The organism is Flavobacterium kingsejongi, from assembly GCF_003076475.1.
Classification (GTDB): Bacteria; Bacteroidota; Bacteroidia; order Flavobacteriales; family Flavobacteriaceae; genus Flavobacterium; species Flavobacterium kingsejongi.
This window is the reverse complement of sequence record NZ_CP020919.1, coordinates 3414242-3429271: the sequence shown is the minus strand read 5'-3', so window position 1 is coordinate 3429271 and position 15030 is coordinate 3414242. Positions and strand designations below refer to the sequence as shown.

Genomic DNA, 15030 nt, shown 5'->3' with positions numbered 1-15030 from the left:
TACATATGGAAGGAAATTTTAAAAGAAACTTATTAGTCAGTTTCAGCGTGTCACTGATTATTCTTATTATCAGTTCGACAGCATCAATTATCAGCATCAATAGCCTTTTGGATAGTAATGCCTGGGTGGATCACACCCATAAGGTAATCTACAATATCAATGAAAACGCCACCGTTATGGTGGATGCGCAAACCAACATGCGGGGCTATCTGGTTACCGGGAGAAAAGATTTCCTGGAATTATATGCCAATTCCGAAGAGCGCTCCAACCGATATTTCCAGGAAGTAAAAACACTGACCTCAGACAATCCTACACAGCAAAAAATATTGGAGGAACTCAAACCCCTACAGGATCAGTTTTTTAAATACCTTGCCCTTAGAATAAAGGAAAAGGCGGCAGGAAAGGAAATCCTGGCCGACGATCTGGATATTGGCAAAAACCTGATGGATCGCATCCGTATAATTTTCAAGCGGATGGAGAACCATGAACAGGCACTTTTAAAAGAGCGTACTTCCGCTTCCGAAAAATATGGATCCAGCAGCCTGGTACTGATTGTGGTGGCTGCGATCGTGGCTTTGCTCATCAGTATTGTGTTTTTAGGGCGCATCTTGAAAGATTTTAACGAACGCACCCGATTGCAGAAGGAACTGGAAAAAAGCGACAGGGAAACTGCAGAAAGAATTACGGTTATCAGTGGTATTGCGGGGCAAATTGCCCAGGGAAACTATGATATCCGGGTCAATAACAGCCAGAGTGATGCGTTAGGAAGCGTTGGCGATTCGCTGAACAATATGGCAAGTGCGTTGGATATTTCGTTCAAATCATTATCCGATAAGGAATGGCTTCAAACGGGTATTGCAGCATTAAATGAGGTCATGATTGGCGAGAAAAGCCTGGAACAGCTGACGAAAGATGTTGTTGAATACGTCGCCTTTTATACAAAGAGCAGTGCGGGAGTAGTGTACCTGTTGGATCGTGATACCCTTCATTTCACGGCAGGTTACAGTTATGTACCAAACGATAAGCGCAAGACGATTCAATTGGGTGAAGGCCTGATGGGGCAGTCGGTAGCTTCGGGTAAAATATTACAGTTAGAAGCCATCCCGGCAAACAGCATTCAGATATCCTATGCGCTGGGTGAAGCTACTCCCGGGCATGTTATTGCCGTGCCCTTATTTGAAAATAAAATTATTGGCGCTATAGAACTGGTTGCATTGTCGAAATATTCGCCATTGATTACTGAGTTTTTTGATGCCGTATCCAATACAATTGGTATTGCGATTGTAGCAGCCCAAAATAGGCAGCGTTTGCAGGAATTGCTGGAAGAGACACAGGCACAATCGGAGGAATTAAGAACGCAGCATACTGAGTTGGAAAGTATGAATGCGGAACTGGAAACCCAAACCGAAAAATTACAGGCTTCCGAAGAAGAACTGAGGGTACAACAGGAAGAATTGCAACAAACCAACGAAGAACTGGCAGAACGTAGCGTTTTATTAGAAGAGAAAAATACAGAAATACAAAAGAAATCCGAAGACCTGGAACTTACAACCCGTTACAAATCGGAATTTTTGGCCAATATGTCGCATGAATTGCGAACGCCCCTTAATTCGATCTTACTGTTGAGCAGGCTGCTTTCGGAAAATAACGACAAGAATATGAATGAGGAGCAGATTGAATTCGCTAAGGTGATTCGGAGCTCCGGAAATGGCTTGTTGGGACTGATTGATGAAATCCTCGATCTTTCTAAGATTGAAGCTGGTAAAATGGAACTGGAATTTGATGATGTTGCGACAAATGAAATTTCAGAAAGTCTTTACGACCTGTTCAACCAGGTGGCAAAAGACAAGAATATAGTTTTTAAAGTCCTGGCAGATGAGGCACCGGTAGTGATCCGGACAGATAAAATGCGTTTGGAGCAAATCCTTAAAAATTTAATCTCCAATGCTATAAAATTCACGGCACAGGGGAACGTTACCCTTGAAATTAAAATCCATCCTACCGATGATAAGATCATTTGCTTTAGTGTGAAAGATACCGGTATTGGAATTCCATTGAACAAACAGCCCCTTATTTTTGAAGCTTTCCAGCAGGCCGATGGGTCTACGAAACGTAAATATGGAGGTACCGGTTTAGGGCTTTCGATCAGCCGGGAGCTGGCAAAATTGCTGAAAGGTGAAATTACACTAAAAAGTACGCCGGATGAGGGAAGTGAATTTACCTTATGCATTCCGGTAATTGGAACGGCACTCCTGCAGTATAGTGAAAGGCAGGAAATTATTGCGGAAGCTACGACAGTACATGAAGCTGTTCCCGTACTACCAAAAAACAAATACATCAGTGCCCACATTCCGGAAGATGTACCGGATGACCGGGAGGCAATCCAGGAAGGAGACCGGGTAATCCTGATCGTAGAAGACGATATCAGTTTTGCCAAATCGCTGTTGGATTTTACGCGGAAACGCGGGTATAAAGGGATTGTGTCCGTGCGCGGCGACCTTGCCTTGAACCTGGCCCTGATGTATAAACCCGCCGGGATATTATTGGATATTCAGTTGCCAATAAAAAGCGGCTGGGAGGTTATGGAAGAGTTGAAGACGAATCCTAAAACCAAGCCGATTCCGGTACACATTATGTCTTCCCATAAGCTAAAACAGGAAAGCCTCTTAAAAGGTGCGGTGAACTTCCTTGATAAGCCAGTTGCTTTTGAGCAGATGCCTGATATTTTCAAGAGGATAGAGCATATTATTAATCGGGAATCCCAGAAAGTACTGATTATCGAAGACAATCCGAAACATGCCAAAGCACTCGCTTATTTCCTGGAAACCTATGATATCAATTCAGAGATCAGGAGTGAAGTTGCCGAAGGGGTAAGTGCCTTGCAAAATGCACATGTGGACTGTGTAATCCTCGATATGGGTATTCCGGACAAGCAAGCGTATGAAATCCTGGAGAATATTAAGAAAAGCCCGGGGCTAGAAAACCTGCCGGTTATTGTATTTACCGGAAAAAGCCTGTCGATGCAGGAAGAACTGAAAATCAAAAAATATGCTGATTCCATTGTGGTAAAAACAGCACATTCCTACCAACGGATGCTGGATGAAGTTTCTTTATTCCTGCACCTGGTAGAAGAAAATAAAAAGACCAGCGGAAACAGTGACAGTTATAAAAATCGGAACCTGCTGCAAAATATACTCAACAATAAAACCGTATTGGTGGTAGATGATGATGTACGTAATATCTATTCGCTGACCAAAGCACTGGAGGCGTTAAAGATGAATATCATTGCTGCTATTGATGGAAAAGAAGCTTTGCAGGCCTTGGAGCGCCATCCTGAAATTGATATTGTGCTGCTCGATATGATGATGCCAAATATGGACGGGTATGAAACAGCCGCCCGAATCCGTAAAGATGAAAAATTAAAGGAATTGCCTGTGATTGCGGTAACCGCGAAGGCGATGACCGGTGACCGGGAGAAATGTATTAATGCCGGTGCCTCCGATTACATTACAAAACCGGTCGATGTCGATCAGTTGTTGTCGCTGTTAAGAGTCTGGCTGTACGATAAAAATTAATACAATATACTGTAGGTGTTACTATGACTAAGAAGAGAATTTTAATTATTGATGATGATACGCGAAATATTTTTGCCCTTTCGGCAACATTGCGTGCGAAATCATTTGAATGCCTTTCGTGCATGAGTGCCGAAGAGGCGCTGCAACTCCTGAAAAGCAATGCAATCGTAGATGCCGTGCTCATTGATATGATGATGCCCGAAATGGATGGTTATGAAGCCATTCCACTTATAAAAAACATCCCACACAGGGCAAAGACGCCCGTTATTGCGGTGACAGCCCAGGCGATGTTAGGGGATCGTGAAAAATGCCTGCAGGCCGGTGCCGATGATTATGTTTCAAAACCGGTAGACGTCGATAAATTACTGGATGTATTAAGCGTATTATAAAAGCAGCATGATAGAAGCAGCAGCACTGGAACTCTTAATTAACGATATATTTGATGCCTATGGATACGACTTTAGTGGTTATTCCAGGGCCTCTCTGAAAAGGCGTGTGGACCGTTTGTATCAGTTGGATGGATTCACCCACTTTACCGAATTCCGGATGCAAATATTGGCGGATGCTGATTATTTCAAACGCATGGTCGAGGAGATTACCGTGAACGTGACCGAAATGTTCCGGGATCCGCAATTTTATTCGGTATTGCGAAATGAAATATTACCCCAATTGGCCACCAAACCTTTTATCCGCTTTTGGCATGCTGGATGTTCAACAGGCGAGGAGGTATTTTCGATGGCCATCCTATTAAAAGAGGCCAACTTGCTCCATAAATCCCTGTTGTATGCTACAGACCTCAATCCCGTTGTACTGGAGACTGCTAAGAAAGGTGTTTTTCCTTTACGTGTGATGAAGCAGTATGCAGAGAATTATAGAGATTCCGGTGGTGATAAAGATTTCTCGCACTACTACACCGCCAATTATGGGTTTGCAAAATTTGGCGACGATTTGTTGAGCAAAATGGTATTCTCCCAGCATAATCTGGTATCGGACAGGTCTTTTAATGAATTTGACCTGATTTTATGCCGGAACGTCCTGATCTATTTTGATAAGGATTTACAGGAACACGCCTTAGAACTTTTTGATGATAGCCTGGCCAAACTGGGGTATCTGGCGCTTGGAACCAAGGAAACGATAAAGTTTTCTTCCATACAACATCGTTTTAAGCAATTGAATAAAGAAAAGATATGGAAAAAGATGGCCTAATTTCCGGATGTAAAGTTTTGATAATCGGTGGTTCGGCAGGAAGTCTTAAAGTCCTGATGGAACTGCTGCCACGACTCACGGCTTTTCCTACTTTTACAATTGTTATTGTATTGCATCGTAAAAATGCAGAAGATACTACACTGGAAGAGCTTTTCGCCCTCAAAACCAGTTTTCCGGTGAATGAAGTGGAGGACAAAACACCCCTGGAAAAAGGAGCTATATATGTCGCCCCTTCAGGATACCATCTGTTGTTCGAAAGAGAAGAGCTGCTTTCTCTCGATGCTTCCGAAAAAATCAATTACAGCCGCCCCAGCATCGATGTCTCCTTCGAATCTGCTGCAGAGGTGTACGGCAAAGGACTTACTGCCGTTTTGCTGTCTGGTGCCAATGCTGATGGTACCGAAGGATTACGTGCAATCGAAAAAACCGGCGGTACGATTATCATACAAGATCCCTTAACAGCAGAAATGCCCTTTATGCCACAGAATGCGCTACTCCATACCACTCCCGATTATGTAGTGGGGATATCGGAATTATGCGATCTCATCAACCACATTAATTCGTATTAAACCGGGATCCCAATAATGGGTTCTGATTAGTGTTTTTTTGCACTATTCCTACAATTTTTGAGGATACTGATCGTTGTAAAAATAGTATCTTTCAATTTCCTTACTAAAGCTATGACCCGCTCCGTTTATTTATCGATTGTATTTTTATGTTTCATCCTTACAGGGCAAGTTTCTAAAGCGCAGGAGGTAGACAGTACCTATATTGGTTTTTATGATCAAAAGCTCTCGGCAACGTTATACATAGAACGCAATTATCTCACATTGACCAGTGATGAAGGGGAGAAAAGTACAAGCTACAGACCCAATACTCCGACAAAAATCGGTGCAGGATTTTCCATTAACAACACCGCATTTAATTTTGCTTATGGCTATGGGCTTAATTTTTTATTGGATAAGGATATGGGGAAAACAAAATCATTTGACTTCCAACTCCATCATTACGGGCGGAAATTTATTTTTGATGTATTTATCCAACGCTACAGAGGATTTTATGTGGAAGGTGAAAACCAACAAATTACCTTATACCCTGATCTTAAAGCACGGCAATATGGGCTCCATGGACAATATGTCTTTAACGGGAAGAAATTCTCACATAAAGCGGCCTTTAATCAGAATGAAAGGCAAAAGCATTCTGCCGGAAGTTTTACGCTTGGTGGCGGGATGTATATGAATCGAATCGAATCGGGAGAAAATGTCCTGCGTTCCGAAAAAGTAGAACTGGATAATTTCCAGTTTGGAATAAGCGGTGGCTATGCCTACACCTGGGCCATAGGACAACATTGGTTTTTATCGGGATCAGGTACGATAGGTGCCAATTTTTCCCATGAACGCACCGATGAAGGACGCAAGTGGCAGGCTTATCCCACATCTTTTTTTCGGTTTGCCTTTGGCTACAATCATGAGAAATGGGCTTTAGCACTTAATTATCATAATAATTCCGTTTATCCTTCTTTGGGTAAAGATTCTGCGATAGAATTGTCTTCGGGTACCCTAATGCTTGCCTTTACAAAACGATTCGATACCATGCCGTTTTTTAGTCCCAAACAAAAATAGGACTGCACTTCTTCATCCCTACATTAAATCCTGGAATAACTCCTGTATTCTTTCGAGGTCAATTGTGTTGACTGCTGGGATTTCTACAAAATAATCCAGCTGCCATTGTTGTGTTTTTTGAGCTTGTTTGCTTGTTACACTATCCCACGGTGGATATACCCGCAGGGCACGTTTTCCTTCCTTGGTACCAGTGGTGACAACTCCCTGCCGGGCAAGCACAGCTTTTGGAAACAGGAATATGCCCAGGCGATGTTCCGTTTTTGTGGCAATGATAAACAGTGCTGCTGCATCAGTAATAGCATATGGTGCAATAGGGCCTGCGGTGCTTCTTTTCCATAAGGTAACGAACTGCCCGATTTTGGTAGGCGTAATTTTAGCTTTTCGAAAGACCACCGGAACCTTATGTACTGTAAAGGAGCAGGCGTCGTATGCTAAGCTTTCTGTATGGCTTTCCAGGTCCTCCATTCCAAAACCCATTGGGCGGAATATACGTTCATAGATTTCGGCAAGAAGTGCTGGTATACCGGGAGTATTCATGATAGCGGAATTACTGTTGAATGTTATGTTTAAATTTTCAATTTGCCTTCGGTAGTGCAATACAGGGACGATAGCATGCCAAATATAATAAATCTGCGAAAGGAATAACGACCCTACTGGGAATGCTTTTTTCTTTGATACTATTAATTCGGAAGTAATGTGGTGGTTTTTTTGAAGTTTAAGTGGGTAAGGTTATTAATAAATTCTCAACAGTAATGTGAAAAAAGCTTAACATTGGCGTATTGATTAATTCCCTATTTTTGATAAAAGCGTTGCTAACGTTAAATTTACATCTAATTAACAATCAGGAAATGTATGGCAAGAGAAAATCAGAATAAACCCGAAAACAATGCTTCAGAGACGGAAGCTGTTGTTACACAGGAAAATGTGGAACAAACTGCAGCAGCTACACCAGCTCCGGTTGAAAAAGCACCGCCTGCACCAAGGACGAGAACCAGGACTGCAGCTTCAAAAACTACAGCAACGCCAAAACCGGCAACGGCTCCAAAACCAGCAACAGCAAAGCCAGCAAGTCGTATTCGGAAGCCAGTAACAAAAGTACCAAAGGCAGAAGAAGCTATTGCAGAAGTTCCAGCACATGAAGCGACAGTAGCGGAAAAAGAAAAGAATCTGGAAGCATCACTGGAATCAGGACACAAAACAAAAGATAAAAAAATCAAAAAGATGAAAGTAAAAGATAAAGACAAAGAAAAAGCGAAAAAAGAGAAAAACAAAGCCAAGAAAAAAGTATTAGCGAAAAAAGAAAAAGAAAAGGCTAAAGCCAAAGCGAAGAAAAAGAAAGATAAAGAAAAAACTAAAAAAGATAAAGCTAAGAAAAAGGCAAAAGCAAATAAGGTAGCCAAAGCCAAGAAAAAAGCGAAGTCTAAAAAGAAATCCAAAAAAGTAAAAAAATAATTTTTTTATAATAAAGCCCGATAGTGAGTAACTATCGGGCTTTATTTTTATGCAGTTTTAAGTTTTAATCAATCAAAGGAGAGAGGGTCAAAGAGGTCTTTAGGGTCCACCTCTAAAATTTCTCCAATTTTAATAAAGCGCTCTAATGTAATATTTTTTATGCCTCTTTCAATTTTACTATAGTGCGTCTGTGAGATGGATAATTGATCTGCCATGTATTCTTGAGTAAAGTTTTTTTCAAGGCGTTTCTCCTGAATATTTTGATATACCTGACGAATCATAGCGATATGGTTTTAGAAATAAACTATACAATTATACAAATAAATTTGATTTTTGTTAGGAAAAAAATAAAATTATTTAGTTCTAATAGGAATAAGGTATTTGTTGTTAAATACTTAATATTGCTATATAGACAACAATTTAATGAATTTTCATGAATAATACTGATAGATTTAAAGTTAAAAATCAATTTAAATTAATCCTTCTTTTGATTGTACTACTGGGTTTTGGAGCTTGCCATAGAAAAGAACGGATAAATGTCCTGACAGAGGAAGACAAACAAGAAATATGCAATCTCGATACCCCACAAAAGCGGGACTGTTTCCTGGAAGAGATTGTTGATGCCGATCAGGGTATCCGGAATAAAGACGGCTACTACATCATGAAATATGGCTATTATTCGCATGAATATAATCAACTTAATAACAATACGATCCAGTTGGATTTACTGAACCTTCAGAAGATAGAATTGTATTTAGAAAAGTATGGCCATCCAACAAATAGTTCTAGTGAAAAGGCCATCTATACTCCCTGGCTTATCATCCATCATAGTGCCACAATTGAGGATAGGGAAAAGAACTTTCACTATCTGTATGATGCCTATCGATCAGGGATTCTAAAAGATGGTTATTTTACAAATTTTATGCAACGATTCTATAGTTTAAAGAATAATAGAAGTTTTGAGCCTAAAGAAAAAAATAATGAAATCGAGGAATTAGTACAGGCTCTTGGAATACACGAATAGTTAAGATGTCTTTACAGCATAAAGCCCGATAGTTACTTGCTATCGGGCTTTATTTTTAGAATCAAATAATGCGTGTTACGCTTTATTCAGGAACTGGCGCAATACATATTGTAAAATACCACCATTGCGATAGTATTCAATTTCTATTTTAGAATCCAGTCTTGCGATGACCTGAAACGTTATTTTTTGCCCATTTTCTTTCTCGGCTGTGACAGTCACTTCCTTGAGTGGTTTGATATCTGTTGCAATCCCGGTAATGCTAAAGCGTTCCCTGCCTGTAAGGCCAAGGCTTTCTGCACTTTCACCTGTTTTGTATTGGAGTGGTACTACGCCCATCCCCACGAGGTTGCTTCGGTGGATCCGTTCATAACTTTCGGCCAGTACCGCTTTTACACCCAACAAAAAAGTACCTTTTGCAGCCCAGTCTCTGGATGATCCGCTACCGTATTCTTTACCAGCGAGGATAATCAGTGGGATTTTGGCTTCTTTGTACTGCATTGCAGCATCGTATACGCTCATTTCCTCACCTGTAGGCATATATTTAGTATACCCCCCTTCTTTGTCGGCAAGGGAGTTTTTAATACGTACATTGGCAAAAGTACCCCGTACCATTACTTCATCATGGCCCCGGCGGGAACCATAAGAGTTGAAGTCTGCTTTTTCTACCCCACGGCTTATCAGGTATTTCCCGGCAGCAGAAGACTCATTATAGGCACCTGCAGGTGAAATATGGTCCGTAGTGATACTATCGCCTAATGCTAAAAGTACATTGGCATTTTCGATATCAAGTAAAGGCGAAGCTTCATCCGGCAGATCCTTGAAAAATGGAGCTTCTTTGATATAGGTAGAATCTTCATCCCACACATATATTTTTTCCTGTGGCACTTCGAGTTTTTGCCAGGTCTCATTACCTTCAAAGATGGTCCCGTAGCTTTTCGCAAACTGTTTTGGTGAAAGCACGGCCTGCATCACTTTATTAATCTCATCATTGCTTGGCCAGATGTCTTTGAGGTATACCGGCTGCTGGTTTGGATCGTAACTGATGGGGTCATTGAGCAGGTCAACATCCACACGGCCGGCGATGGCATAGGCAACGACCAGCATAGGCGACATTAGGAAATTCATTTTTATCTGCGGATGGATCCGGGCTTCAAAATTCCGGTTTCCCGACAATACAGAAGCCATTACCAGGTCATGGTCATCAATCGCTTTGGCAATATGGGAAGGCAAAGGCCCGGAGTTTCCAATACACGACGTACAGCCATATCCAACCACATGGAATTTCATCGATTCCAGGTCATCTAATAAATCGGCTTTGATCAGGTAATCGGTTACTACTTTGGATCCTGGTGCGAGCGATGTTTTGACCCATGGTTTTACATTCAGGCCATGTTCGCGCGCTTTTCGTGCCACTAAACCCGCTCCGATCATTACATAAGGATTAGAGGTGTTGGTACAGGAAGTAATAGCGGCAATTACTACAGCCCCATCAGAAAGCATGAATTGTTCCTGGCCAACGGTTACAGCAACCATTTTCATCCCATTTTCGATGATCTTTTCGATTTTTGTATCGGGTTGCATCGGGGCTTCAGAAGGTATGGGCTGTGAGCCACCACCCTCAGCATACCATCGGGTCAGCTGCTCCTGCGGTTTGATGTATTTCCGACCGTATGTTTTATGGAGTACATCGATAAAGGTGCCTTGGAAATCTTTGAGCAATATTTTGTCCTGTGGGCGTTTTGGGCCAGCCACTGTAGGTTCCACAGTGCTAAGATCCAGTTCGAGTATATCGGTATAGCTAATGGATTCATTTCCGGTACGCCACAGCATATTGGTTTTGCAATAATCCTCCACCAGTTTTACCTGATCTTCGGAACGGTTGCTCAGGCGCATGTATTCCAGTGTTTTGTCATCAATTGGGAAATAAGTAATGGTACATCCAAATTCGGGGGACATATTTCCAATGGTAGCCCTGTCAGGTACGGAAAGATGGTCAAGCCCGGAACCGAATACTTCAACAAACTTACCTACAACGCCATATTTACGCAGTAATTCGGCAATCGTCAATACCATATCCGTAGCTGTGGAACCTGCAGGAAGCTGCCCGGTCAGTCGCAGCCCGATTACTTCTGGCATGATGAAATAGATCGGCTGGCCTAAAATAGCCGCTTCCGCCTCAATACCACCAACACCCCAGGCGACAACCCCGATTCCATTCACCATCGGCGTATGGCTATCGGTTCCGACTAAGGTATCCGGGAATATTTCCCCATTGCGTTCAATAACTCCTTTAGAAAGGTATTCAAGGTTTACCTGATGGCAAATTCCCATTCCCGGCGGTACTACACTAAAATTACTAAACGACTGCTGGGCCCATTTTAAGAACTGATACCGTTCTTTATTACGCTTGTATTCTTCATCCATATTCCGGTCATAGGAATATTCTGTTCCAAAATAATCCACCTGTACCGAATGGTCAATAACCAAATCCACCGGAATTAACGGATTGATCTCATCGGGATTTTTGCCTTTCCGGGCTATCTCCGCACGTAGTGAAGCAATATCCACTACTGCAGGAACCCCGGTAAAGTCCTGCATCAGTACGCGTGCCGGTTTGAAAGGGATATCCTTATCGGAGGCTTCCGGTTTCCAGTTGAGCAGGGTTTCCATATTTTCTTTGGTGATGGCAAAATCATCAAAATTCCGCAATACGTTTTCCAGTAAAATCCGGATGGAAAAGGGCATTTTGCTAATCGCAAATCCCTGTTTCTCTAATTCTGGAAGGCTGTAGTAGGTGTAAGTACCATTTTTGGTGTTCAGTAACTTTTTAATCTGGTAAATATCATTTGGCATAATAAAAAGTATTAATTTTTTAAGTTTGAGAATCAGATAGGGAGTATATTCTTGTGCTCTATTTAAATCGAAGTGCACTGCAGGCAGAGGGGTGTCAAAAGCATTCGTAAGAAATTACGTGTATGTTGTGGCGTGTTGCACAGGGATACTATGGATCATAAAGCAATGATTTATAGTACTAAAGGTAAGGAATAAAAATAGTGATAGTAACAAGAAGACGTTAAAGCTTGGTATTTAAAACCATTCTCAATTGCAGGATGGATACCGTGTATAATGGATTTAGGCGAGTGTAACGCTAAAAAGATGCCCTACGAGTGCCGACATAAGCATGGCAAAAGTACCCCAGAAGCAAATCCGGATTACCGATTTCCAAATTGCCGAGCCACCGGCTTTTGCGGCTAATGCTCCCGAGAGGGCTAAAAAAAGTATGGAAAACCCATATTGGGACAGTATCATCTGATCGAAAGGTGCAAAAATAGCGACTAAAAGGGGTAAAATGCCACCGGTAAGAAAGGCTGTTGCTGAGGCCAGTGCCGCCTGAAAGGGCTTCGCTTGTGAATGAACGTTGATTCCCAGTTCTTCTTTGGCATGGGCTCCCAACGCATCTTTTTCAGTGAGCTGCCGGGCTACCTCCTGTGCCAGTTCGTGGGTAAGGCCTCTTTTCTCGTAAATTTTTGCCAGCTCCTGTAATTCAGAATCCGGGCTGTAGTCTAATTCCTTTTGTTCTCTTTTCAGGTCATAGGTTTCGATATCGGCCTGCGAACTTACAGAAACATATTCTCCCGCGCCCATCGATAAAGCACCGGCAACGAGGCCCGCTAATGCTGCCAAAACTACAGGATCCCGCGTTTCACTTGCCGCAGCGATGCCAATAGCCAGGCTGCTGGTGGACATAATGCCATCATTGGCGCCTAAAACGGCAGCCCTTAGCCATCCACTTCGATTGATGTAGTGTTTCTCTGGTTCCATAGTCCTTTTTTAAATGCCTGAGCCGTATTACATTGGAATAGTGAAGTTACTATTTTAAATGCAATACAGCGACAGAAAATTGGTACCAGAACGTTATGACTGTTTTTTATAGGGATTCCCTGAGGGCTGAATCGGTTTCTTTGGGTGTAAAGGATTGTTCTAAGGCGTTTGCAGCCGTGAGCATTTTTTCTTTCAGTGCCTGGAACTCCTGTTGTGATACTGTTGTACAATGGTGTGCCTGTGCTTCTTTTTCGATAGCATCCAAATGGATCAACAGATCATTCAGCTGGAATACCGAAAGGGCCGAACGCATATCGTGTGCTAAAGCCTTGATGATAGCATAATTGTTTGTGGCGATAGCCTTTTCGAGCAAATCAGTTTCTGAGGGCATTTTACTGAGAAATAATCCGATCATATCCGTAATAAACTCTTCGTTACCATCGGATATTTCCTTTAAGTAAGAGAAATCGATACTTTTTGAATTCGATGAATCGGGGGATTGGGAAACTGTGTTTTCTTTTTCCAGTACGGATGTAATGGTATGCCATAAATCGGCTTGTTTGAACGGCTTGGCCACATAGCCATCCATCCCAATGTCAAAACATTTTTGCTGTTCGCCCACCAGGGAATGTGCTGTCATGGCTACAATTGGAATATTGGATTGCAATTCCTTCCGAATATACACTGTGGTTTCATAGCCATCTTTCACCGGCATTTGCAGGTCCATTAAAATCAGGTCATATTTTTTGGCAGCCAGCAGTTCGATCCCTTCCTGTCCGTTATTGGCAATATCCAGATCAAATCCGAAATTCCGGATTACGCTTTTTGCCAGGTGTTGGTTCAGCAGGTTATCTTCGCATAAAAGGATACTAACGCTGCGGTTGATTTGTCTGGCCATTACCTTTTCTTCCTGCATATCCGTATCAGAATCAGTTGCTTTCTTGAAGTCCAGTGTGAAATAGAATTCGGAGCCACGCCCGATTTTGCTTTTTACATGGATTTCCCCATTTTGCAATTCGACCAGTTGTTTTACAATATTCAGCCCAAGCCCAGTGCCTCCAAATTTACGGGTGGTACTTTCTTCCGCCTGCGTAAAGCGTTCAAAAATAGTCGCTAACTGGTCTTCCGAAATACCAATTCCTGTGTCCTTAACTGAAAAGCGCAGGCTGTAATGGGTATCGGTTGCAGCCAACATTTTTACCGCAATAGTTACTTCGCCTTCTTCGGTAAATTTGATCGCATTGCCGGCAAGATTCATGATGATCTGGTTCATCCGGCCTTTATCACCCACCATAATGTCGGGTAATTCGGCATCCAAAAACAAATCAAATTCGAGATCACGCTCGACGGCTTTGATTTTTAATAAGTCATACACTTCCTTTAAGGTATTCTTCAGGTTGAAAGGCTGGGATTCGATTATTAATTTTCCGGATTCTATTTTGGAGAGGTCCAGTATATCATTTATAATAAATAAGAGGTTTTCACCAGCAGTCTGTACATTGGTAATGTACTCGCGTTGCTCTGGATTCAGGTTACTTTGCACCAGCAGGTCGGTAAACCCCATAATAGCATTCATAGGAGTGCGGATTTCATGGCTCATATTGGCCAAAAAGCTGTCTTTGGCATACACGGCCATTTCGGCTATTTTCCGTTGCCGGATGAGTTCCTCATTCTTGCTTCTCAGTTCCAGTTGGGTCATCACATGTTTGGATAAGGTATCCAATGCCATTTTCTGTGCTGCAGTAAGATTTTTGGGAGCCGTATCAATAGCGCAAATGGTACCGATATTAAAACCGTCAGGCGTGGTGAGGGGCATCCCGGCATAAAACCGCACTTTGAGTCCTCCGGTGACGTTAGGATGGTGTTTGAAGCGTTCGTTTTCCAAAGTATCCGATACTTCCACCATTTCAGATCCCATGATCGTATACTGGCAAAAAGTACTGTCTCTTGGAACTTCGTTGACCTCAATGCCCAGGGTGGACTTGAACCATTGCCTTTTGTCGTCAATGAAGGAGATGTGTGCAATGGTGACTTCGCAAATATAAGAGACCAGCTGGGTTATCGCATCATACTCCGTTTCCGATAGGGTATCTAATATAGTGTACCGTTGCAGGGCATTTAATCGGTCATTTTCATTTTCAGGAATCGGGAAAGTCTCGGTTGTCATTATTCAGCATATTAGGAAAGCAGCCCGGTACACCCTAATGAATTCAACGCATGGTGCTATGATTAGTCCGGGATACAAGCTATTTTTTTTCCTGCCAAATGTATTTAATTTTAGGCTTAAATAGTAATATCAAAATGCTAAATATAGTCCCGGATAAAAAAT

The 15030-nt window shown here is 42.1% G+C and carries 12 protein-coding genes; 7 read left to right on the top strand and 5 right to left on the bottom strand.

The genetic code is table 11. The features are described from left to right. The first annotated feature begins 5 nt into the window (after positions 1 to 5). The 5 genes from FK004_RS15385 (at position 6) to FK004_RS15365 (ending at position 6403) form a co-directional block, all read left to right on the top strand. Positions 6 to 3575, top strand: coding sequence for a response regulator (locus tag FK004_RS15385; protein WP_108738050.1), 3570 nt, complete (start codon positions 6 to 8; stop codon positions 3573 to 3575). Positions 3576 to 3598: 23 nt separating this feature from the next. Beyond that, the gene (locus FK004_RS15380; RefSeq protein WP_108738049.1) at positions 3599 to 3964 is read left to right on the top strand and encodes a response regulator; all 366 of its coding nucleotides are present in this window, start codon (positions 3599 to 3601) and stop codon (positions 3962 to 3964) included. A gap of 7 nt (positions 3965 to 3971) precedes the next feature. Next, the gene (locus FK004_RS15375) at positions 3972 to 4781 is read left to right on the top strand and encodes a CheR family methyltransferase (RefSeq protein ID WP_108738048.1); all 810 of its coding nucleotides are present in this window, start codon (positions 3972 to 3974) and stop codon (positions 4779 to 4781) included. Further along, positions 4763 to 5350 (top strand): chemotaxis protein CheB, encoded by a 588-nt coding sequence (locus tag FK004_RS15370; RefSeq protein WP_108738047.1) that lies wholly within the window; start codon positions 4763 to 4765, stop codon positions 5348 to 5350. Before FK004_RS15375 ends, FK004_RS15370 begins: the two co-directional genes overlap by 19 nt. 111 nt (positions 5351 to 5461) lie before the next feature. After that, positions 5462 to 6403, top strand: coding sequence for a DUF4421 family protein (locus FK004_RS15365; RefSeq protein ID WP_108738046.1), 942 nt, complete (start codon positions 5462 to 5464; stop codon positions 6401 to 6403). Positions 6404 to 6421: 18 nt separating this feature from the next. Here FK004_RS15365 and FK004_RS15360 read toward each other — a convergent pair whose 3' ends face one another. Then, the gene (locus FK004_RS15360) at positions 6422 to 6940 is read right to left on the bottom strand and encodes a MepB family protein (RefSeq protein ID WP_108738045.1); all 519 of its coding nucleotides are present in this window, start codon (positions 6938 to 6940) and stop codon (positions 6422 to 6424) included. 315 nt (positions 6941 to 7255) lie between these two features. Here FK004_RS15360 and FK004_RS19130 point away from each other — a divergent pair, with 315 nt between their 5' ends. Further along, entirely contained in the window at positions 7256 to 7855 is a 600-nt protein-coding gene (locus tag FK004_RS19130; RefSeq protein ID WP_121494807.1) for a hypothetical protein, read from the top strand. A gap of 68 nt (positions 7856 to 7923) precedes the next feature. On the opposite strand, the gene FK004_RS15350 is transcribed toward FK004_RS19130, so the two are convergent. Further along, positions 7924 to 8136, bottom strand: coding sequence for a helix-turn-helix domain-containing protein (locus FK004_RS15350; protein ID WP_108738044.1), 213 nt, complete (start codon positions 8134 to 8136; stop codon positions 7924 to 7926). A gap of 206 nt (positions 8137 to 8342) precedes the next feature. On the opposite strand from FK004_RS15350, the gene FK004_RS15345 reads away from it, so the two are divergent. Further along, positions 8343 to 8879: a hypothetical protein gene (locus tag FK004_RS15345; RefSeq protein WP_157956129.1), complete on the top strand. Its 537-nt coding sequence runs from the start codon at positions 8343 to 8345 to the stop codon at positions 8877 to 8879. A gap of 75 nt (positions 8880 to 8954) precedes the next feature. Here the strand turns inward: FK004_RS15345 and acnA are convergent, their stop codons facing one another. From acnA to FK004_RS15330, 3 genes are all read right to left on the bottom strand, one after another. After that, positions 8955 to 11732: an aconitate hydratase AcnA gene (gene acnA, locus FK004_RS15340; RefSeq protein WP_108738042.1), complete on the bottom strand. Its 2778-nt coding sequence runs from the start codon at positions 11730 to 11732 to the stop codon at positions 8955 to 8957. 279 nt (positions 11733 to 12011) lie between these two features. Continuing rightward, positions 12012 to 12701 (bottom strand): VIT1/CCC1 transporter family protein, encoded by a 690-nt coding sequence (locus FK004_RS15335; RefSeq protein WP_108738041.1) that lies wholly within the window; start codon positions 12699 to 12701, stop codon positions 12012 to 12014. A gap of 106 nt (positions 12702 to 12807) precedes the next feature. After that, on the bottom strand, positions 12808 to 14868 hold the full coding sequence (locus tag FK004_RS15330; RefSeq protein WP_108738040.1) for a GAF domain-containing hybrid sensor histidine kinase/response regulator: 2061 nt from the start codon (positions 14866 to 14868) through the stop codon (positions 12808 to 12810). Positions 14869 to 15030: the final 162 nt, after the last annotated feature.